Here is a 22863-nt window from a genome sequence, read left to right on the forward strand (position 1 = left end):
GGGCTGACGAAATGAACGTACAGGAAAGTTTCGTTACGGCAATGGATGGATCGGAAATTTATTTACGCAAGTGGTTACCAGAAGGTGAACCGAAAGGGATTATTCAAATTGCACATGGTATGACAGAACATGCAGGTGTTTATACAGATTTTATTGCTGCTTTATTAGAAGCAGGCTATGGTGTTTATGCACATGATCATAAAGGTCATGGGAAAACGGTAAAAAGAGAAGAAGATTATGGTCATTTTGAACCAAATGTAGGTTGGAGTAAGGCTGTATCTGATGTTATTTTTGTATCAGAAACGGTAAGAAAAGAGCAGACATGCCCGTTATTTTTACTTGGCCATAGCATGGGTTCTTTTTTATCAAGACGTGCTGTACAACTGAAAGGTGAATTATATGATGGATTTCTTATTTCAGGAACTGGTGGGAATCCAGGGTTTTTAGGAGTTATTGGTCATAAAATAGCGACAATTGAGATGAAGTTGCGCGGGGCAAAAACGAAAAGTCCGATGCTAAACTTTTTATCATTCGGAAACTTTAATTCGAACTTTAAGCCTAATCGTACAAATTTTGATTGGCTATCTTCAGATAATGATCAAGTTGATAAATATATTGCGGATCCGTTATGTGGATTCATTTGTACGACTAGTTTTTATCGAGAATTATTTTCTGGTGTGTTAGAAGTAAATAAATTAGAAGAGTTTAAGAAAACACCGCAAAATCTTCCAATACATATTTTTTCAGGAGATTGTGATCCTGTTGGAGATATGGGAAAAGGTGTAAAAGAAGTATATGAAAATTATAAAAAATGTGGCGTGAAAGATGTAACGCTGCGTCTATATGAAAATGGAAGACATGAAATGTTCCATGAAGTGAATAGAGAAGAAGTATTTCAAGATTTGATTTCTTGGTTAGATGGACATAGTGTATGAGAAGAAACCTCACTTTTTGAAGTGAGGTTTCTTTAAGGATATGGAGGAATAGTTATGAGTGAATTTGTAAATAAAGAATATGTAGAAATAGATTTTCAAGATATTTTGATTAAAGAAGAGGAATTGAAGAATTGTACGTTCATAAAATGCCGTTTTAGAGGGATAGATGCATCGGAAATTTCTACTGAAAATTGTAATTTCATAGAATGTGATTTTACCGGTGCTCTTTTTAACGCTTCTATCCATCAAGGAACTACATTTGCAAATTGCAAGTTTGTTGGTGCGAATTTATTTGTATCAAAGTTTGAAGAATGTAAAATGACTGGCTCTGATTTTGAAGAAGCGAATTTAGACGGAATAACTATCATATCGGGTGATTGGTCATACACGAATTTAAGGTTCGCGAACTTAAGCAAACAAATGTTAAAGGGGATACGTTTAGTGGAAGCTGACCTATATGAATGTAATTTAGAAAAAGCAGATTTACGTGAAGCGGATTTAACCGGTGCACAGTTAGGTAAGGCGAAACTTAGCAGTGCAAATTTAAAAGGAGCGATAGTTGATAGAATTGATTTTACAAGTTTCGATTTGAAGAATGTAAAATTAGATATAGCGCAGGCGGTTGCAGTAGCAAGGTGTTATGGAGCTAAGGTGAACTAAATTGTTTGAAAAACCGTTCAAAACGCTGAACGGTTTTTCAAATCATAATAGTAGTATAATAGTGAATGAGGTGTTCATAGAATGGAAGATAAAACATTAGGTTTACTATTAGATGTTGTTGGGGAATTATTTTCAGATGAAATTTCAATTGCTGTATCGAATACGAAAGAATATATATACTATCGGCCAAGTAAACGAATTGATTTAAAGATTAGCGCCGGGGATCCTATAAAGGAAGGGACGATTGCTCATAAAGCAATGGTGACGAACCAAAAAACCTCTGAGTTTATGAATCGTGATGTTTTTGGTATTCCTTATCATGGTATGGCCGTACCATTCTCAAACAATGGAAAGCTTGAAGGGTGCGTGACAGCCATTTATCCAGCTTTAACGGACGGAAAATCAGTCGTTACTTTAAAAACAACGGACGGCTGGATTCCGGTTCCTTTTTCAAAAGTCATGTATTTAGAGGCGAAAGATAAAAAGACGTATGTAAATGCAGAAGAGTTAACGGGGACACATAAATACTCGTTACAAGAATTCGAATATTTACTTCCGAAAGATTCATTTATTAGATGCCACCGTTCCTTTATTGTAAATGTGAATCATATTAAAGCAATTTATCCTGATACGCATTCAACTTTTTTACTTTCTATGGATAATGGTGAAAGGGTACCAGTGAGTCAGTCATATGCTAGTTATTTTCGTAAGCTTCTAGGATTCTAAATTATTCTGCTTTAGAGGTTAGATTCGCTGTTTTGTCTGAATTTTTGCCATTGTATACTGAAATCCCTATTTAGATACTGTTAAAGTGTAAAATAATTATGAATATTCATAGGGAGAGGGATTACATATGGAGAATAATTTGGATAGAATTAGGGATGAACGTCTGAAAGATCGCGTAGTTACACCTGAAGAAGCAGCTTCATGGATTGAAAGTGGAATGACTTTAGGCTTAAGTGGGTTTACACGTGCAGGTGATGTAAAAGCAGTCCCATTTGCGCTTGTAAACCGAGTTAAGAATGATACATCTTTTAAAGTAAATGTTTATACTGGTGCCTCTTTAGGTTCTGATGTAGATAAATTATTTGCGGAAGCAGGAATTTTAGGGAAAAGATTGCCTTTCCAAGCTGATGCGACTATGCGAAAAGGAATTAATAACGGAGATTTTTTATTTGTGGACCAGCACTTATCTCATACAGCAGAGTTACTTCGCGCTGATGTTATGGATGTAGATTTTGCTATTTTGGAAGCGGTTGCGATTACTGAAGATGGCATGATTATTCCAACAACTTCAATAGGGAATTCTTTAGCGTTTTCTTTAAATGCTAAGTCCATCATTATTGAAATGAATATGGCCCAATCTGCGCAACTAGAGGGGCTACATGATTTATATGAACCAGGTAAGCAAGGAGAAAGACTTCCAATTCCGATTGTGAAAACGGATGATCGAATTGGAACGATTGGCATTCCAATCGATGTTGAAAAGGTGAAAGGGATTGTGTTTACGAACCAATTAGACTCACCATCGACAATTGTTCCTCCGGATGAAGAAACTGTTATTATGGCACAGCATTTAATAGAGTTCCTTCGAAAAGAAGTCGAAGTAGGCCGATTAACAAATCGTTTAGCGCCGCTACAATCGGGAATTGGCTCAGTGGCTAATGCAGTTCTTCATGGAATGTTAGATTCGGAGTTTGAAGATTTAGAAGTGTATTCTGAAGTTTTACAAGATGCGGTCTTTGATCTTATGGATGCTGGAAAAGTCAATTTCGCTTCATGCTGCTCAATCACACTTTCTGAGGAGAAAATGCAAAAAGTATTTTCCAACTTTGAAAAATATCGTGACAAATTAATGATGCGCCCGCAAGAGATTTCTAATCATCCTGAAATCATTCGTCGCCTCGGATTAATCTCGATTAATACTGCTTTAGAATTAGATATATACGGAAATGTGAACTCTACTCACGTTTTAGGCACAAAAATGATGAACGGTATCGGTGGTTCTGGTGATTTTGCGAGAAATGCTCGCCTAGCTATCTTTGTTACGAAATCGATTGCGAAAGGTGGCAACATTTCAAGTATCGTTCCTTTTGTTTCACATGTGGACCATACGGAACACGATGTAGATGTTATCGTCACTGAACAAGGGTATGTTGATCTAAGAGGACTTGCCCCAAGAGAAAGAGTGGAATTAATTATAGAGAATTGCGCACATCCAATGTATCGTGATCAGCTAAGAGCTTATTACGAAGAAGCTAAAACGAGAGGTGGACAAACTCCTCATGTTTTAGAAAAAGCTTTTTCTTGGCATACGAATTATGCTAAAAATGGAACAATGCTTGAAGCGGTAGTAGAAACTGTATAGGTGTATCGTTAGAAATAGTAAAACGAAAGATTGAGTTTGAAAAAAATTTTAGAAGAAGAAAACGCCAACTTTCAAAGATGGCGTTTTTTTCTTTAAATACATTGTTACAGGCCGTACTGATTATAATAAAGATTTATGAAAATAAGAGGGTTTTTTAATTACTTTTCGAATCATTTTAATAGTTTACATATCGAAGGTGAGGAGAAAGAATCATGAAGATAAGAGAAGCGTTATTAAGTGAAGCAAATGAATTAAGTGAACTCGCACTACAATCAAAAGCGACGTGGGATTATAGTGAAGAATTCATAATTGCCTGTAAGGAAGATTTAACTATTACAGAAGAGTATATAAATAATAATTTTGTATATGTTTTTGAAAACGATAATACGAAGATTGGATTTTTCTCATTTTTACGTAATGATCAAGCTCTCGATTTCCTGTACATTCATCCTCGTTATAAAGGGAAAGGCTATGGGAAAATACTTTGGAAGTATGTAATAGAAAAAGCAAATGAACTAGGCTTAAAAAGTTTTACGATTGATAGTGATCCGAATGCAAAAGGATATTACTTGAAAATGGGCGCACAGTTAATCGGAGAGACACCATCAACGGTCTTTAAGGATCGTTTACTGCCTCTTTTGAAATATGATGTGTAAAACTATTAATAGTAGGGGAAGATTAGAGTGGATGATGTAAAGGAAAAAAGAATATATGAAGCACTAATAAGATCGTGGTCGATTGAAACAAGTTCAAAGTGGACGACTGAGAATCCAGCAAAGGGACAGTGTGGTGTTACAGCTCTAGTCGTTCAAGACATATACGGAGGAGAGATTAAAAAGACAAAAGTAAGAGAGGCGTGGCACTTTTATAATTTTATAGATGGACAGAGGTTTGATTTTACAGCGGCTCAATTTAATGAAAAACTGAATTATATGGATATAGAATCAAATCGAGAAGAAGCATTTGCAGATACAAATGAAAAACAATATAGCATGTTGAAGAAAAAGATAACGAAAGAATTGAAATTATCTTTTGACTCTTAATCTTTAATAAGTTACTATAATGGTGGTAACTTATTAAAGGGAACTTCATAGAGTTGAAAGGGGAAATACTTTTGAAAACAACTTATGTAAACGCTACAATCGTAACGATGAATGAACAAAATGAAGTGATAGAAAATGGATATATCATTGTAGAAAATGATCAAATTATAGATGTGAAGAGCGGAGAATTCGCTAATGATTTTGAAGTAGATGAAGTAATTGACATGAAAGGAAAGTGGGTTTTACCAGGGCTTGTAAATACACATACACACGTTGTAATGAGTCTCTTAAGAGGTATTGGTGATGATATGTTATTACAGCCGTGGCTTGAGACGAGAATTTGGCCACTTGAAAGTCAGTTTACTCCAGAGCTTGCGGTCGCTAGTACGGAATTAGGATTACTTGAAATGGTGAAAAGTGGTACAACATCATTCTCTGATATGTTTAATCCAATTGGAGTAGATCAAGATGCAATTATGGAAACGGTATCAAGGAGCGGGATGCGAGCTGCTGTTTCAAGAACTTTATTTAGCTTCGGAACGAAAGATGATGAAAAAAAAGCCATTGAAGAAGCTGAAAAATATGTGAAGCGTTACTATAACGAAAGTGGTATGTTAACTACGATGGTTGCACCGCATAGTCCATATACATGCAGTACAGAACTGTTAGAAGAGTGCGCTCGTATTGCAGTAGAAAATCAAACGATGGTTCATATACATCTTTCGGAAACAGAGCGTGAAGTACGTGATATTGAAGCACAGTACGGAAAACGTCCAGTAGAATATGCAGCAAGTTGCGGATTGTTTAAACGCCCAACAGTTATTGCACACGGTGTAGTATTAAATGAAAATGAGCGTGCATTTTTAGCAGAACATGATGTTCGAGTAGCACATAACCCGAATAGTAATTTAAAACTAGGTTCTGGTATAGCGAATGTAAAAGCGATGCTAGAAGCAGGAATGAAAGTAGGAATTGCAACAGATAGTGTGGCATCAAACAACAATTTAGATATGTTTGAAGAAATGCGTATAGCGACTTTACTACAAAAAGGTATTCATCAAGATGCAACAGCGTTACCGGTTGAAACAGCTCTTACACTTGCAACTAAAGGAGCGGCTGAAGTAATCGGCATGAAACAAACAGGATCACTTGAGGCTGGAAAGTGCGCTGATTTCATTACAATTGATCCGTCTAATAAGCCTCATTTACAACCAGCGGATGAAGTGTTATCACACCTTGTATATGCTGCTAGTGGAAAAGATATAAGCGATGTAATTATTAACGGAAAACGTGTCGTTTGGAATGGCGAATGTAAAACGTTAGATGAAGAGCGTATTATATTTGAAGCAAGTCGTTATAAACGAGGTTTGCAAAGATAGGTATTTTCAGGCTGTGGAGAAAGACTTCTCCACAGCCTGTTTTTGTGTCTGAACCTTTTTTATTAATAAAACAGAAGAGAATGAGTTAGATAAAATCACTAGTTTCAAAAATCCTTCACGTAATAATGATTATATGAAGGATTTGAATGTTTCTTATTTTTTTGTGTCGTTGACCCATTTAATAATGTCCTGGATAACGTACTCAGGAACATTAGCAGGGATTTCATATTCACTAGGAAGGCTTAATGCCCCATCACCCTCCGTGAAGAAATGATTCAATTTTGGGTATTCATTGAACTGAACATTCTTGCGATTTGAAAGCCCTTCCTGCCATTTTGTATATTCATTTTTTACTGTTACTTGATAATCGCGTGTTCCTTGCAGAATCAGTAAAGGCTCTTTTCGTGATTTTGCTTCTTCAACTGGACGCCACCTAGAAACATCATACATAAAATGGGGTGACCCAAAATTGTAGCCGGCTGGAGGGTGGTCAGGATTGAAAGTAGGATCCTGGATAAAAGCGACTTGTCTTTTTAGTTCATCCATTACTTCCTTTGGGGCCCCGAGGTATTGATTCTGATCAATGGCAATGTCAGTTAATGCCCGTGCAGGTGGTGCGAGTAGGATACTTCCTCTAACAAGTGAGGAAGGTGCTTTGCTTAGTATACGCGGCATTGTGCCAGCTCCTAGACTATGTCCAAGAATGAAAATATTGTTTGGATCAATGCCTTCCTGCTGCGCTGCTGATTTTGCTGCATATATGGCATCATCTGTAGTATCACGGTCTAACGTAACAGGTTCTGCACTCATCTTTAATGCGTGTTCTAAGGTGCGTTTTTCATAGCGCAACACTGCAATTCCGTTGGACGAAAGGCCTACCGCAAGGTCTCGTAAAATTTTTGTTCCCATATATGTACTATCGCGATCGTGGATGCCAGCACCATGAACAAGAACAACTACGGGTACCTTCTCACCAGCTTTATGTTTCGGAACTGTTAATGTGGCTGGTAACGGATAGGTAGAATTTCCAATGACGATTTCACGTTCTTGATAGAAAGCAGGTTGAACATAGCTAGGATGCGGGATAATATAAGATTCCGGAGGCGTCCTTACCCCAACCTCATCTACTTTCCCCCCAGGTGTGAATTTAAGGAGTAACGGTATGGTAGTACCTTGGGTAGTTCCTGAAATTTCCACCGTCTGATGGACTAAGTTTCGTTCTTTTATCACGGGGGTTCCTATGATTTTTATCACGCTCCAACCACTTTGTGTCCACCAGTTTTGTAATGTGTTTGCTGTGAACTTGGATTGAAAAGCAGCAGACGTCAACTGAAGTGCCTCTACATAATTACCTTGCTGGAGATATTCAAAAAATAATGATGTACGCTCCGTTAAAGAGACTCGTTTTTTTTCTACAGATGGTTCCTCACGTGTATCTGCGTGAATAGCTGTTGTAAGCGAAAAAGATGAAATGCCTAAAGAAAAGAGCAGGGTAAAGGAAAGTACTGATTTTTGTATTTTCTTTTTTTTATTCATGTTTTAACCTCCCATATGTGATGGTAAAAAACAGGTATGATAAATTAAGGTTTTGTTGTAAAAACGTCTAAACCATTGATATGTTCATCTAAAACCAACAGTTCTTGTTTTGGCTTAATCGCTCTGGTAACTTCACCCCTCTCTTTCTTCCTTCACTTTATATTTTGACTATACGAAACAAAGTTCTCGTTTTTCTTACTTGATTCTTACAAAATCCTTAAGTGTATAAGATTTGTAAAATATCATTTTCTACTTAACCTGAATTCCCAAAAACAAAGTGGCATTGCTGAATGGAGATACGAAAATATCCTAACCAAACTGTAACCTATACGTCTATTAAGTTAGTTATGGGGCATTTACATGAAACAGAGAAAAGTTAAAATAAAAAAGGAGGTATGCAATAAGAGTTTTTTATAAACACTTGAGCGAACAGCGCAGATTAAACATTCAATATTTAGCTATCCTTTTTAAAAGAGTAGCTTTTTTTGAACGAATAAATATTCAAAAGAATGTCGCATCTTTCTGTTCATATTTCTGCTATAATATATAACGCTTTATAATATTTTATATTTAAGGAGAACGATTCATGAAGCGAAAAAAGAGCCATTTAATGGTAATGGCACTTGTTACATCTTTATTATTAACAGCTTGTAATAATAAAGCGAATAAAAGTGACAGAGAGGCAAAAAAACAAGTATTAAATGTAACAGTATCAGAAGAAATTCCTTCACTTGATACAGCGAAAACGATGGATGGTACGTCAGCGCACGTTATGCAGAACATATTTGAAGGGTTGTATGTATTAGATGATCAAGATCAGCCGATTCCAGCAGTAGCAAAATCGTTTAAAAGAAGTGAAGATGGTAAAAAATATACATTTGATTTGCGTAAAGATGCAAAATGGTCAAATGGAGACAGTGTGACAGCAAATGATTTTCTGTTTGCATGGAAACGTGCAATTAATCCTGAAACAGCGTCTCAATATGCGTATATGCTTTTTTACGTGAAAAATGCAAAAGAGATAAATAAGGGAACAGTGCCTCTTGCTGAACTTGGGGTTAAAGTTATAAATGATTATAAATTGGAAGTGGAACTTGAACAGCCAATCCCGTATTTTTTACAGTTGTTAGCGCTACCTATTTACTTACCACAGCATGAATCATTTTTGAAAGAACAAGGAAAGAATTATGCATTGGAACCTAGTAATCTCATATATAATGGGCCATTTGTATTAGAGAAATGGAAGCATGAACAAGAGTTTCAATTAAAGAAAAATGCTACATATTGGGATGAAAAGAAAGTGAAATTAGACGAGATAAACTTTCAAATTGTAAAGGATACAATGACCGCTGTTAATTTATACGAAGCTGGTAATTTGGACCGGGTGCCTATTAATTCTCAATTTGTAGACAAGTATAAAGGGCATAAGGAGTTACATATGTCGAGCGAACCTGCAATTGCTATGCTACGTTTTAATGAAAAAAATAGTGCGTTAGCAAATAAGAAAGTGCGTCAGGCTATTTCATTCGCGTTAAATAAAGAGGATTTCGTTGCTCATTTTATTAATAACGGAGCAAAACCTGCAACTGGGCTAGTACCAGTTGGGCATATCAATGAAGAAACGGGAAAAGATTTCAGGGAAGAAAACGGAAACCTTTCTTTATATGATGTACAAAGTGCGAAAAAGATTTGGGAAGAAGCGAAAAAAGAGCTTGGAGTAGAACAAGTAAACCTCGAGTTTTTAACGTTTGAACAAGATAACGCAAAACGTATGGCAGAATATATAAAAGGTGATTTAGAAAAGAATTTACAAGGATTAACGATACAAATTAAACAACAGCCATTTAAGCAAAAATTACAGTTAGAACAAACAGGTGATTACGATATAACTATGGCAAATTGGGGACCCGACTATAAAGACCCAATTAGTTATTTAGAACTATTTACGACGGGTAATCAAAATAATAAAATGAATTATTCTAACCGTCACTACGATGAATTAATAAAGAAAGCGAAAAGCGATCTAGTATTAGATCAGAAGAAAAGATGGGAAGCATTGCAAGAGGCCGAGCGTATTCTATTAGGGGATGCTGCGGTCGCACCGCTTTATCAAATGGGCTCAGCTTACGTACAAAATGATTATGTAAAAGGAATTGAAAAGCATCAATTTGGTGGTATTTATACTTATAAGAATGCTTATATTGCTAATGAATAAATACAAAAAACCTTACTTTTTAAAAGTAAGGTTTTTTACACATGAATTTTATTAAACCGATTTTAATAAAGAATAAAAATTCGTATCATATGGAATATCATCTTGATACATATAATTTTTTAGAACGCCTTCTTTTTCAAATCCTAATTTTAATAGCACTTTATTGGAAGCTTCATTTTCAAGAAAGACAATTGCTCCGATCCGTTTTAAATGAAGTGTGTGGAAACCGTATGATATAACTTCAGAAATAGCTTCTGTCGCATATCCCTTTCCCCAGTGTTCAGGGAGAAAGGCATAACTTATATTGGCCCGTTTATGCTCAGAAGACCAATCGTGAAAACCAATTGTTCCAATGAGTTCTTTCTTGTTTTTTAATTCGATTCCCCATTTTATACCACTTCTTGCATTGTAACTCAACTTAAAGTTATGAATGATTTGTTTTACTTGATCAATATCCTGTAATGGCTTTTGCCCATAATAGCGCAGTACGTCAGTATTAGAAAAGCATTGTAGTATACCCGGTGCATCTTCTTCGGTAAGTTCTCTTAAAATGAGTCGATCGGTTTTCAATATAGGAAACATGCTTTCACTCCATTTCTTCTGAAACTAGAATGTGTTGTTATTATATAATGTAATCTGAAAAAAAAGATTATTCAAGAGGGAGGTATGGTTTTGATTTATGATAAAATTGATTGTGGAATATATTTCAAAAAGAGGTTTGTATATGGAGAAAAATTCAATTTTAATTGTAGATGATGATCAAGATATTGTTAGATTTATGAACGTGAATTTAATGCAAGAAGGTTTTAAAGTTTTTAGTGCTCATAACGGAGAAGAGGCTTTAGAAATAATAAATAAAAATAACATTCAACTTGCTATTTTGGATATTATGATGCCACAAATGGATGGGATAGAATTGTGCAGAAGGATTAGAGAGAAACATAGTTTACCAATTATGTTTTTAAGTGCAAAATCATCGGATGTAGATAAAGTAATTGGATTTAGTACTGGGGCAGATGATTATATAGTGAAGCCGTTTAGTACAATTGAATTTATAGCGAGAGTGAAAGCTCAATTAAGAAGGTATACATATTTCAATCAAAATGCTGTCCAAGTAATAAAAAAGAAAATAAACATTAGAGGTTTAGAAATAGATGAAGTGTCTAGAACAGTAATGTTATATGGAGAAACAATCAATCTTACAAAAACGGAATATGATATTTTGTATTTAATGGCAGCTGCAAAGAATCGTGTATTTACTATTGAAGAAATATATGAGAGCGTTTGGAAAGAAAGAGCCTATGAAAGCAATAATACAGTAATGGTTCATATCGCAAGGTTAAGAAATAAAATTGAAGAGGATCCAAAAGAACCGAAGTTTATTCAAAATGTTTGGGGAGTCGGATATAAAATTGAAGATTAAATCATTACAAGGCATTAGAGCTAAGTTTTTTACCGCATTCATATGTAGCATCTTGTTAGCAACTGTAAGTATAATAGTGCTTCAAATTTTAATTGGAAATATATACAGTCATGTTACTGCGTTAGAAGAAAAATATTCATTTTTATATTTTATAGTTTTTTTAATTTTTACTACGACATACTTTGCATGTATGACAAAAACAATGATGAAAAGATTGTCTGAAATTAATAAGAACGTGAAGGAAATAAGTAATGGTAATTTTGAAGTACATATACCTATTTCAAAAAATGACGAGATTGGTGAATTAGCAGCGAATGTTAATAGAATGGCTAAAAGTTTAAAAGAGTCTATTGAGAATGAAAAAAAATCACAGGAAATGAAAAATGAAATGATTAGTAATATTTCGCATGACTTACGAACACCTGTAACATCTTTAATCGGTTATGCGGACTTGTTAGGAAATAAGTTGCATTCAAATGGAGAAGAATGTGAACAGTATGTAAGCATATTAAAGCGAAAAAGTTATGAATTAAAAAATCAAGTAGATGATTTGTTAGAATACTGTCAAATAAATTATAGAGAGATTGAATTACATAAAAGTGTAGTAAATATGAAAGCGTTAATGGAACAAATTATGATTGATTTTGTGCCACAATTAGATGATGCTGATATGAGCTTTTGTATTAAGGGGGATAAAGAGTTACATGTGGAAATGGATGTAGCACTTATGGTGAGGTTATTCGAAAATGTAATTAGTAATAGTATTATGTACGGGAAAGACGGAAAGGAGATTGTAATTCAAGTTTCTAAAAGAGACATGAATGTTGAAATAGAAATTAAAAATTTTGGACAATGTATTCCAGATGAGAACCTTCCTTACGTTTTTGAGAAGTTTTATCGTGGTGAAAAATCACGTAGCTCCCATACAGGTGGAAAAGGAATGGGACTTGCAATTGCGAGAAGTATAGCAGAGCTTCATAAAGGGGATATCACTGTGCGCAGTAACGAGAAAGAAACTGTTTTCACTATCGCTTTACCGCAGCATAAAAAATTGTAAAAAAGTCGTAAGTATTTCTTTTATATGTCGTAATTTTTAATTCGTATCATGTAGAACAAAGATATGAGAGTAGGGATACGACATGTGGAAGAAATATGTATTAGTAATTTTAGTTGCTTTTGTACTTACAAGTTGGAGTATAGTTTATTTAGCTAAAGGTGTTATATCAGTCATTGGGTGGTGGAGTATACAAGCCTTTAGCATAGTATCACTCTTTATTTTAATAGGAGTAACGTTACTAATTGTGTGGAAAGGAATTTTCAGACAACGAATAGATGGAGCGCTACTCTTCATCGTTATTTTCTCTATCATTGGAGCTTGGCCTTTAGGATGGTTTGCGAACATTGGTAGACTTGCTTACCCGGCAGATGTACATTCTACGAGCCCTAAAGTAGTCGTGCGCTTTCCTTTGAATGAACGAGCATTAATTGGCTGGGGTGGTGATCGTTTAGAATCGAACTATCACGTTATCAAACCGAATGAACGATGGGCATATGATATTCTCATTCCACCTGCTGAAGTGAAAAGTAGTAAGTTAGAGGATTACGGAATATATGGAGCGAAAGTAATGGCACCAGCTTCTGGGACGGTTGTATCAATTAATAATAATGAACAAGATTTAGTTCCTGGATCGGATGATTTTCAATCAATGGCGGGTAATCATATTTATTTACGACTAGATGAATCAGGGACATATTTAATTCTTGCCCATTTAAAGCAAGGGTCCATTAAAGTTAAAGAAGGACAACATGTAAATGAAGGAGAATTTCTTGCTCAGGTCGGTAACTCAGGAAGTTCAAGTGAGCCACATTTACATATTCATCATCAAAGGCAGGATCCATCCAAGGTAAGCATATTTCTTTCGGAAGGATTACCACTTTACTTTCGAACTGAGAAGGGTGTGATAATGCCGGAAAAAGGAGAATATATAAAAAGACATTAGGGGGAAACGCTGATGTGGGAGAAATATTATATCGAAACTGATAGAGGGAAATTTGAGTATTTTCAAAAGGGAGAAGGAAAACCGCTTTGTGTAACACATTTATACAGTGAGTTTAATAGTAATGGTAATTTATTTGCTTCTGCATTTACGAATCATTACACAGTGTATCTTATAAACTTAAGAGGATGCGGAAATTCTACACATGACACCACTAAATATAATTTGGGAATGGTAGATGCAGTACGTGATTTAGAAGCGATACGTGAGGCGTTGAATTTTAAAGATTGGACATATGCAGGTCATTCAACAGGTGGAATGCTAGCTTTACAATATGCGATAATGTGTCCAGAGAGGCTTGTAAAAATTATAGCTGGCGGATTATGTGCATCAGCTGAGTATATGAATCACAAAAATAGTATTTATTGTAGAGATAATGATCAAAATGCTCGTTTAAGAGAAATATTTGCAGTGCTCAGGGACGTAGCTTCTACAATTGATGAGAGGCGTGCCGTAAATAAAGAGTGGACAATGATGTCTTTATATAATGAATCAGCGTATGATGAAATGATTGCTAGACCGAACAGCGGTAAAACAGTATCAAAGCGCCTTGATTATTTTTCTTATAAGGAGTTACCTACATTTGATTTACGTTTACAATTAGAGAATGTAAATATACCAGCCCATATTTACGCTGGAATTTATGATGCACAGTGTCCGCATGAATTTGCAGTGGAAGTAGCGGAGCTTATGCCAAATGCGATAATGTCGACATTTGAATACAGTAATCATTTTCCATTTATTGAGGAGGAAGAAGAGTTTATAAAATTTGTTGAAAGCACGGTCTGTCATGTAAATGGATGATGAAAATCTATAATTTAAAAAGAAGAAGGCTGTCTTCAACACAAATTTGAGACAGCCTTCTTCTTTCATTATCCTACAAACGTTTGATACAGTAAGAAAATATTTAAAATGATAACAAGTACAGCAATGATCCAAGCGATAAAGGTAGTTATGCGGTGATTAACGAGTGCACCCATAATTTTTTTATTACTTGTAAACATAATAAGTGGTACTAATGCAAAGGCAATACCGAATGATAAGACAACTTGACTCATGACTAGAGCGTAAGTTGGATTTACGCCTAAAGCGATAATCACTAGTGGTGGAATCATTGTAATAAATCGGCGTAAGTATAACGGAATATGCATTCGAATGAAACCTTGCATAATAATATCACCTGACATTGTACCGACAGAAGAGCTAGATAGTCCTGCTGATAAGAGCCCAATTCCAAATAAAGCAGCTGATACAGGGCCCACTAAAGTACTGAACTGGTTAAAAGCAACATCAAGATCTTCGACATGCAAGCCGTTTTTAAAGAATAGTGCAGCAGCAACAATTAACATACTTGCATTAATTGCTCCAGCGATAACCATTGCAATAATGATATCAATAAACTCGAAGCGGAAAATCTTTTTCTTTTGTTCATCATTTGTTCCGACTACGCGGCGTTGCGTTAAGGCGGAATGTAAATAGATTGCGTGCGGCATAACTGTCGCCCCTAAAATTCCGGCTGCAAGTAATATACTGTCTACACCTTGGAATTTTGGAATAAATAGTCCTGAAAGCAAAGGGCTTAATTCCGGTTTTGCATAAAAGACTTGTACACCGAAAGCGATAACAACGATAAAAATCATTCCTGTTATAATAGCTTCTAATGGACGGAAGCCTCTGCGTTGAAATTCAAGAATAATAAATGATCCAGCAGCTGTAATTAAAGCAGCTGGTAACATTGGAATTCCAAATAATAAATACAATCCGAGTGCTGCCCCGATAAATTCAGCTAAATCAGTAGCCATAATAACGAGTTCACCTTGTATCCATAAGCCGATGGAAACAGGTTTTGGGAAGTTTTCTCGAGCAATTTCAGGAAGGTTTCTACCTGTAGCGATTCCTAATTTAGCTGATAAAGTTTGGATTAATACAGCCATTAAATTAGAAGCGAGAATTACCCAGAGTAATAAATATCCATATTGTGATCCAGCGGCAATATTTGTCGCGAAATTGCCAGGGTCAATATAAGCGACTGAAGCGATGAAAGCAGGACCTAAGAATGGTAATAGTCTTTTTAAGCCTTTCGTTTGTCCGCTTAATGCTAAATGCGCTGATTGAACAGTTGTACTTTGAGAAGGGACATGTTCATCTTTTGATATATCTTTATTCATAGTAGTTTTCCCCTTTGGTATGTTAACTTGATGAAATTATTGTAAGTATTCTTATTCTTTATTTCAATACATTTAAATGTACTAGGTTATATTTTTTATTTGAACATAAATGTTTCCTTAGTGCAAATTATATGCCTTAATACAATGAATGGTGTGGTGTTATTAAAAATTGGGAGTTTATGGTGTGATGACGTGGGGAAACATAATGAATTAAAGGGCTGTTTTTGAAATTTATGTGAACATAAAGCCGATAATACAGCATATTAATTGATGGAATTGCATTTGTATGATATATAATATATTGGGATTACAACATAACCATAGTGTTTTGGTGTGTAATCTTGTTTTTTATTTTTGTTAACTGATAGAAAATAGTATAAAGAGAAGAAAATGGGATTCATTTTCTTATTATATATGTTTTGATATGAACGTTAACTTATACATGATTTTAAAAATTAGATAGGTGGTAGAAATACATTGGCAACTACAAAATCATACAGAGTATTACTATATTACATGTACACAACAATTGAAAACCCAGAAGAATTCGCGGCAGAGCATTTAGCATTTTGTAATTCACTTGAATTAAAAGGTAGAATTCTTGTAGCAAAAGAAGGTATTAACGGAACTTGTTCTGGTACTGTAGAACAAACAGAGAAATACATGGAAGCTATGAACAACGATCCACGTTTTGACGGTATCGTATTTAAAATAGATGAAGCTGATGGTCATGCATTTAAGAAAATGCACGTGCGTCCTCGTCCAGAATTAGTTACACTTCGTCTAGAAGATGACATTAACCCACACGAAATCACTGGTAAGTATTTAGAGCCAAAAGATTTTTATGAAGCAATGAAGCAAGAAGATACAGTTATCATTGATGCACGAAATGATTATGAATTTGATTTAGGTCACTTCAAAGGTGCGATTAAACCTGATATCGAATCATTCCGTGAATTACCAGATTGGATTCGTGAAAATAAAGAAGTACTTGAAGGTAAAAAGATTTTAACGTACTGTACAGGCGGAATTCGTTGCGAGAAGTTTTCTGGTTGGTTAGTTCGTGAAGGTTATGAAGATGTAAGTCAGCTTCACGGCGGTATTGTAACGTACGGAAAAGACCCAGAAGTACAAGGTGAGCTTTGGGATGGACAATGTTACGTGTTCGATGAGCGTATCGCTGTACCAGTAAACCAAAAAGAACATGTTATCGTTGGTAAAGACTACTTTACAGGTGAACCTTGTGAGCGCTATGTAAATTGTGCCAATCCAGAATGTAACAAGAAAATTTTATGTTCTGAAGAAAACGAAGCGAAATATTTACGTGCATGTTCTCACGAATGCCGTGTAAGCCCACGTAACCGCTACGTAATACAACATGAATTAACGGAAGAACAAGTAGCTGCTGCATTAGAGAAAATCGAAGCAGGGAAGTAAGAGGAATTCGTGTAATAAAAAAGGGTACTCCAAACTTTATGTTGGAATATCCTTTTTATATTGTCCGGTTCAGCCTTTTGTCGGTTTCTGTCGGTAAGTCGATATATCTGGAAAATCGCCGATATATTTTGAGTTGCGCTGATATATTTAAAAAATCGCTGATATATTTCGAGATGCGCCGATATATCCGAAAAATCGCTGATAAAAATTTCAATTACTGTAGCGTACCACATACTTCAATGTAAAAATAATCTTCTTTATTTCGAATCATCTTTCTCTCTCACAGCAGAAAGTACAGTTTGTTTAACCCATGCTTTTCTTCGTTTATGTTGTAGACCCCATTGGTATAAACTTTGCGCACCTAAAATAAGTGAAATGACGATGCCGCTAATTGCTATTAAAAGCGCGAAAAATTCAAGTGGCGACGATATTTTGTTTGAATCGGTGTTTCTTAATAGGTCAATCATAGTAAACCCTAACATTTGGCCCACAACAGAGTAAAGCGTTAAAATTAATAATAAAAGACTATCCTTTTTAGAAGCGACATTTTCTTGATATTTAAACAAACTATCAAGATTTTGTTTTGCATTCGAGTATAAAACCTCGATGTTAAAAAGCTTTCTTAAGCGAAAGAAAATATCTTCACTCTGTGATTGGGATACGAGCTCTAAAGAAAAGTAATTCGCAGTAAATGAATTGATTGAATAAATTAATTTCTCGATTTCATTTGTATCTTTTTCAATGTTTAGTTCAGCATAAGCGTTTGCCATTTTTAACAAAACAATTTTATGAAATAGATTTAATAATAAAGCGTAATAAAACTCCCCATACATTTGACTCGCAAGCTTAGTAAATTCGTGTTCCCCCTCATTTGTTACACAGGTGAATATATGTTCTTCCATTATGAAATAGCGATTTGGAGCCCACCTCTGGTAAGCGTGTTGTTTTAAATAATCATGAATATAAGGAAGATTATTTGCACTTACATAAGCCTTGCCGTTACTTGTTAATCCAGAAAGGCTGGAAGTACGATAAACATCCACTTCGGTAAGCTCCATATCTGCTTTTATACATAGTAAAGTTTGAACGTACATTCTTTGATCTTCAAAGAAAGGAAAGGTTTGAAAGTAAGAACTTCTTAATCTCTTCTTCTCAAAGAAATCTGTTACGCCATGAAATAAATAACCAAAAATGAATCTTTCTACTTGGGAATATTTTTTTCCATTACATTCAATGCAAATCGTTTCATTTGTATCATTTTTAGTTTCAAGTACACGGAAGCGGGCGGCGAATTCAATTGCTTCTGATAATGTCATGTTTGGAGCGGTCTCTACTTCTGTCCGAATTGTTAAGAAGCCAAGCTCATAAGGACAAAGTGTTACGTCAATAGAATGAATCTTAAATGGAACGGAAATAAGATTTGTTGTTAAATGTCCAGTTAAATTAAGGTCTTTAGAATAGCGCTGCAACCCCTTTTGATGTTCTGAATGAGGAAATAAAATTTTATTTGTAAATGAAAGATAGTATGCTTCCATATTTTGATGTGAAACTTGAAACTTTCCATAGTATGTATTTTCATTTTCAAGATGATCGAGTCGAAAAGGGCGAAAGTCATTTTTCTGTAAGAAAGGGAACATATTTTGTTCATACCCAGTTTTAAAAGAAAACGGGAATATAAATTGAAATATAGCTGTTGTTACATCTTTTTCTTCAATTGTTTGTATTGCCTCCATTTACATTGTTTCCTTTCCATATATGCTATAAAAACAACATGCCCAAATTTATTTGAAAATAACCACTGTTTTATACTTGATTAAGAATGAAAATTCAGCTTATTTAGTAGGGGACATGTATAATGTTATGTATACTAAAAGTTATAAATTGATATTTTGAAAAGGGGGATGTTGTATGCGGATTTTAGTATTAGGAGCTGGCGGCGTTGGAGGATTTTTTGGGGGACGCTTAGTAGAAAAGAGAGAAGAGGTTACGTTTCTTGTTCGCAGTAAAAGGAAAAAACAATTGGAGGAAAGAGGACTTGTAATCCGCAGTGTTAACGGGGATTTTTCCTTCCAACCGAAATTAATAACGAAAGAAGATCGAACTGCTCCATTTGATGTCATTTTATTTTCAACAAAAGCGTATCACTTAAACGAGGCAATTCAAGATGTGAAGCCGTTTGTAGGTGAAAACACTGTAATCATTCCATTGTTAAATGGTATCGCTCATGTATCACTATTACAAAAAGAATTCGGCGAGGAAAAAGTAATTGGTGGTTTATGCTTTATCGAGACGACTTTAAACGATCAAGGAGAAATTGTACAAACTAGCACTGCCAACAGACTTGTGTTTGGAGAAATGAAGTCTCAAGATTCAGAGAGAATAAAGCATATTTCTAAAGCATTTGCAGGTACGAAATCTAGTTTTGTTTTAAGTGAAAACATTATGCAAGATATGTGGCATAAATATTTATTTATTACTGTAATGTCGGGTGTGACGACATTAATGCGGGCACCGATAGGACCGATTCGTGAAAGCGAAGGTGGACGCGATTTTATCCAAAACTTATTTGAAGAATGTATGCAAATTATGAGATGTATAGGAGCGCCAATTAAAGATAATATTGTCCAAGAACATATGAAAACAATTGATAAAATTTCGTATAATATGAAGTCATCGATGCAGCGTGATATGGAAAAAGGTTCGTCTATTGAAGCGAAGCACTTACAAGGATACTTACTAGATGTAGCAGAACAATTTTCTATAGAAGCACCATTATTAGGAGCAGTATATCAAAATTTGAAAGTGTATGAAGAAATGACCTTTAACAAATCAGCAATACAATTGGATGTATGAAAAAATAAAAAAGAAAGCAATATATAAGTGTATTGCTTTCTTTTTTTATGACAAATCATTTATTTCTTTTTGTTCTATCTGTCAAATTTATTTCCTGTTCACGTTTACCGTATAATTGATTAATTTCATTTGCTAATGCATCTAAATAGGAATCGGAAAAAATAGGCTTCTTTTCTTTAGACATATAGGTCTCCTTTATTGATTTTTTAGTATTCATTATGTATATTTACCGGCGGATTATGCGCAATCATTTTAATTTTTTCTTTTTAAAAATTTTTGTTTACATTTTGAAAATAAAGGAGTATTATAATCCACAGTTTCAATTTTCTAAATCGCTGAAACCGCATGGTACGGGGGACCCGTTCTTATGGATTAGTTCTTAATCCAATGGGGTGAATCCTTGAAAAAGGTAGGGCTACTCATAGGCCCGAATCCGACAGCTAACCTCGTAAGCGTTATATTGAGAAGGAAGGTGGAGCTTGTGCGACAAAAAAAATAATGTCTACAAGTCTATTTCGCTATGGCTTGTAGACATTTTTTGTTTTCTGAAGAAATAGTTTACTGGCTGTAACAAGCAGAATCGTTCGTACAAAATTATTGGAGAGTGGACAGCATTGGTTTCATCTATTAAAAGGTTTTTAATTGGAAGGCCCTTAAAATCAACTGAGTTAGGAGAGCAAAAGCTTAATAAAACGAAGGCGCTAGCCATTCTTTCTTCTGACGCATTGTCATCAGTTGCATATGGTCCAGAGCAAATATTAATTGCACTAGCAGGTGTTGGAGCGATCGCTTATTGGTATTCTATTCCGATAGCCATTGGGGTATTAGTATTATTGACAGCCCTTATTTTATCTTATCGTCAAATTATTTTTGCTTATCCGCATGGCGGAGGCGCGTATGTTGTATCAAAAGAAAATTTAGGGATGAATCCGGGCTTAATTGCTGGAGGATCTTTATTAGTCGATTATATTTTAACTGTTGCAGTAAGTGTGTCTGCAGGTACAGATGCGCTAACATCTGCTTTTCCTAGTTTACATGCACATAATGTAATCATTGCGATTATATTTGTTATATTTATTACCATCTTAAATTTAAGAGGGGTAACGGAATCAGCTTCCGTTTTAGCATATCCTGTTTATTTATTCGTTTTAGCATTATTTATATTAATTGGTGTAGGGATATATAATATTTTAACTGGTCACGTGTCACCGAATTTACACACGCCGATTGGAACACCAGTTGCAGGGATTAGTTTGTTTTTACTGTTACGAGCATTTGCATCAGGAAGTTCTGCTTTAACAGGTGTTGAAGCAATTTCAAACGCAATTCCAAACTTTAAAGATCCTGCACCTAACAATGCAGCGAAAACATTACTTGCAATGGGTGCATTACTTGCAGTTTTATTTTCAGGAATTGTGTTCTTAGCTTATTATTACGGAATTTCCCCAAGTAAAGAAGTAACAGTTGTTTCACAAATTGCTGAACAAACATTTGGACGTAATTTTATGTACTATTTTATACAAGGTACAACAGCTTTAATATTAATCCTTGCTGCTAACACAGGCTATTCTGCATTTCCACTATTAGCAGTTAACCTTGCAAAAGACAAATTTATACCGAGAATGTTTACGATAAGAGGAGACCGTCTAGGTTATTCAAATGGTATTATTATACTTGGAATTGCATCAATTATTTTAATTGTAGCTTTCCAAGGACAAACGGAACATTTAATCCCGTTATATGCAGTAGGCGTATTTATTCCATTTACCCTTTCTCAAAGTGGTATGGTATTAAAATGGCTTCGTGAAAAACCGGAAGGATGGGCTTTACGATTAACGGTCAATTTAATTGGTGCAGTCATTAGTTTTATCGTAATGAGTATGTTCTTTTTAACTAAATTCGCACAAGTTTGGTCAATTCTTATTTTCTTACCAGTTATTATCTTCTTATTCCATCGAATTAAGAAGCATTATGATGCAGTGGGTGATCAATTAAGCTTAAAAACTTGCGAACCTCTTATTCCAATTGAGGGGAATGTAATTGTCGTTCCGGTAGCTGGTATGACGCATGTAGTAGAGAATTCATTAAACTATGCGAAGTCTCTTTCTGCAGATCAAGTTATCGCTGTATATGTTGCTTTTGACAGAGAAGAGGAAAAGAAATTTGAAGAGAAATGGAAGAAGTGGCAACCTGAAGTAAGACTTGTTACTTTACATTCTCATTATAGAAGTATTATTCAACCGCTAACGAAGTTTATTGATACAGTACAATATAAAGCGAGTGAATCAAATTACCGAGTTACTGTCGTTATACCACAGTTCATTCCGAAAAAAGGTTGGCATAATATTCTCCATAATCAGTCTAGTTTACTCATTCGTGCGTATTTACTCTATAAAAGAAATGTTGTTATTACGACAGTTCCATATCATTTGAAAAAGTAAGAAGTTTTTTAAAGGATAGCTTTACGAAAGTGGAGCTATCCTTTTTGTGTATACGCTATGCATAATTGCATATGAGTCCAAAAGATATATTGATATAATTTTTGTATCTGTGAGTAAGTAGAGGTTTTTGTTGTGATATATGGATATTTTAATTGAAAAAGTGAAGTGGATTATATTTTGAAATAAAGACATGAAGGCTTGAAAATAAAGGGAATGAAAATACTTCTTTACGTTATATAAATAGCTGTGTTTAAATGACCTTACAGTACAAAACTTATATGAAAACAAAACGGAATTTCATATTTACGTACGTTATTTAGTTTAAGATGAATAATATTTTTATGTAAT

20 protein-coding genes and 1 riboswitch are annotated in these 22863 nt (G+C 34.8%); of the genes, 15 read left to right on the forward strand and 5 right to left on the reverse strand.

All coding sequences use genetic code 11. From position 1 onward, the window contains the following. The first annotated feature begins 11 nt into the window (after positions 1-11). The 7 genes from MR083_RS00085 (at position 12) to MR083_RS00115 (ending at position 6385) form a co-directional block, all read left to right on the forward strand. On the forward strand, positions 12-935 hold the full coding sequence (locus MR083_RS00085) for an alpha/beta fold hydrolase (protein WP_242268194.1): 924 nt from the start codon (positions 12-14) through the stop codon (positions 933-935). Between the two features lie 54 nt (positions 936-989). Next, a complete protein-coding gene (locus tag MR083_RS00090) occupies positions 990-1595 on the forward strand; it encodes a pentapeptide repeat-containing protein (protein ID WP_242268195.1) in 606 nt (201 codons plus the stop codon). An 81-nt stretch (positions 1596-1676) separates the two neighbouring features. Next, positions 1677-2321 carry a LytTR family DNA-binding domain-containing protein gene (locus MR083_RS00095; RefSeq protein WP_000389708.1) on the forward strand — a complete coding sequence of 215 codons (645 nt, stop codon included), beginning with the start codon at positions 1677-1679 and terminating at the stop codon, positions 2319-2321. A 127-nt stretch (positions 2322-2448) separates the two neighbouring features. Continuing rightward, the gene (locus MR083_RS00100) at positions 2449-3963 is read left to right on the forward strand and encodes an acetyl-CoA hydrolase/transferase family protein (RefSeq protein WP_113741979.1); all 1515 of its coding nucleotides are present in this window, start codon (positions 2449-2451) and stop codon (positions 3961-3963) included. A 212-nt stretch (positions 3964-4175) separates the two neighbouring features. Further along, complete coding sequence (locus MR083_RS00105) at positions 4176-4619, forward strand: GNAT family N-acetyltransferase (RefSeq protein WP_242268196.1); 444 nt, start codon at positions 4176-4178, stop codon at positions 4617-4619. Between the two features lie 27 nt (positions 4620-4646). After that, positions 4647-5006 (forward strand): YunG family protein, encoded by a 360-nt coding sequence (locus tag MR083_RS00110; protein WP_000342915.1) that lies wholly within the window; start codon positions 4647-4649, stop codon positions 5004-5006. Positions 5007-5059: 53 nt separating this feature from the next. Continuing rightward, complete coding sequence (locus tag MR083_RS00115) at positions 5060-6385, forward strand: bifunctional S-methyl-5'-thioadenosine deaminase/S-adenosylhomocysteine deaminase (RefSeq protein WP_242268197.1); 1326 nt, start codon at positions 5060-5062, stop codon at positions 6383-6385. A 153-nt stretch (positions 6386-6538) separates the two neighbouring features. Here MR083_RS00115 and MR083_RS00120 read toward each other — a convergent pair whose 3' ends face one another. After that, on the reverse strand, positions 6539-7921 hold the full coding sequence (locus tag MR083_RS00120; protein ID WP_242268198.1) for an alpha/beta hydrolase family protein: 1383 nt from the start codon (positions 7919-7921) through the stop codon (positions 6539-6541). Positions 7922-8507: 586 nt separating this feature from the next. Between MR083_RS00120 and MR083_RS00125 the strand changes: the two genes are divergently transcribed. Further along, positions 8508-10136, forward strand: coding sequence for a peptide ABC transporter substrate-binding protein (locus MR083_RS00125; RefSeq protein WP_000823508.1), 1629 nt, complete (start codon positions 8508-8510; stop codon positions 10134-10136). 51 nt (positions 10137-10187) lie between these two features. Here the strand turns inward: MR083_RS00125 and MR083_RS00130 are convergent, their stop codons facing one another. Next, entirely contained in the window at positions 10188-10718 is a 531-nt protein-coding gene (locus MR083_RS00130; RefSeq protein WP_000483966.1) for a GNAT family N-acetyltransferase, read from the reverse strand. 142 nt (positions 10719-10860) lie between these two features. On the opposite strand from MR083_RS00130, the gene MR083_RS00135 reads away from it, so the two are divergent. From MR083_RS00135 to MR083_RS00150, 4 genes are all read left to right on the forward strand, one after another. Continuing rightward, positions 10861-11559: a response regulator transcription factor gene (locus tag MR083_RS00135; RefSeq protein WP_000414533.1), complete on the forward strand. Its 699-nt coding sequence runs from the start codon at positions 10861-10863 to the stop codon at positions 11557-11559. Continuing rightward, positions 11549-12616, forward strand: coding sequence for a HAMP domain-containing sensor histidine kinase (locus tag MR083_RS00140; protein WP_000695286.1), 1068 nt, complete (start codon positions 11549-11551; stop codon positions 12614-12616). The genes MR083_RS00135 and MR083_RS00140 overlap by 11 nt, the downstream gene beginning before the upstream one ends. 82 nt (positions 12617-12698) lie before the next feature. Then, positions 12699-13559, forward strand: coding sequence for a M23 family metallopeptidase (locus tag MR083_RS00145; protein ID WP_000265708.1), 861 nt, complete (start codon positions 12699-12701; stop codon positions 13557-13559). A 12-nt stretch (positions 13560-13571) separates the two neighbouring features. After that, complete coding sequence (locus tag MR083_RS00150) at positions 13572-14420, forward strand: alpha/beta fold hydrolase (protein WP_000263698.1); 849 nt, start codon at positions 13572-13574, stop codon at positions 14418-14420. 68 nt (positions 14421-14488) lie between these two features. Here MR083_RS00150 and MR083_RS00155 read toward each other — a convergent pair whose 3' ends face one another. After that, the gene (locus MR083_RS00155) at positions 14489-15784 is read right to left on the reverse strand and encodes an Nramp family divalent metal transporter (RefSeq protein WP_001030650.1); all 1296 of its coding nucleotides are present in this window, start codon (positions 15782-15784) and stop codon (positions 14489-14491) included. Positions 15785-16261: 477 nt separating this feature from the next. Between MR083_RS00155 and trhO the strand changes: the two genes are divergently transcribed. Further along, a complete protein-coding gene (trhO, locus tag MR083_RS00160; RefSeq protein ID WP_242268199.1) occupies positions 16262-17221 on the forward strand; it encodes an oxygen-dependent tRNA uridine(34) hydroxylase TrhO in 960 nt (319 codons plus the stop codon). A 257-nt stretch (positions 17222-17478) separates the two neighbouring features. Here the strand turns inward: trhO and MR083_RS00165 are convergent, their stop codons facing one another. Further along, positions 17479-18954, reverse strand: a complete 1476-nt coding sequence (locus tag MR083_RS00165) for a hypothetical protein (RefSeq protein ID WP_000387446.1) — start codon at positions 18952-18954, stop codon at positions 17479-17481. 175 nt (positions 18955-19129) lie between these two features. Between MR083_RS00165 and panE the strand changes: the two genes are divergently transcribed. Then, a complete protein-coding gene (gene panE / locus MR083_RS00170; RefSeq protein ID WP_001221931.1) occupies positions 19130-20074 on the forward strand; it encodes a 2-dehydropantoate 2-reductase in 945 nt (314 codons plus the stop codon). Positions 20075-20129: 55 nt separating this feature from the next. On the opposite strand, the gene MR083_RS27810 is transcribed toward panE, so the two are convergent. Continuing rightward, complete coding sequence (locus MR083_RS27810; protein ID WP_000031869.1) at positions 20130-20258, reverse strand: hypothetical protein; 129 nt, start codon at positions 20256-20258, stop codon at positions 20130-20132. Positions 20259-20397: 139 nt separating this feature from the next. Continuing rightward, positions 20398-20544, forward strand: a riboswitch (cyclic di-AMP (ydaO/yuaA leader). 144 nt (positions 20545-20688) lie between these two features. Here MR083_RS27810 and MR083_RS00175 point away from each other — a divergent pair. After that, complete coding sequence (locus MR083_RS00175; protein WP_000254878.1) at positions 20689-22515, forward strand: APC family permease; 1827 nt, start codon at positions 20689-20691, stop codon at positions 22513-22515. Positions 22516-22863: the final 348 nt, after the last annotated feature.

Origin of the sequence: Bacillus cereus group sp. BfR-BA-01408, assembly GCF_022663305.1 — a bacterium.
Taxonomy (GTDB): Bacteria; Bacillota; Bacilli; order Bacillales; family Bacillaceae_G; genus Bacillus_A; species Bacillus_A pacificus.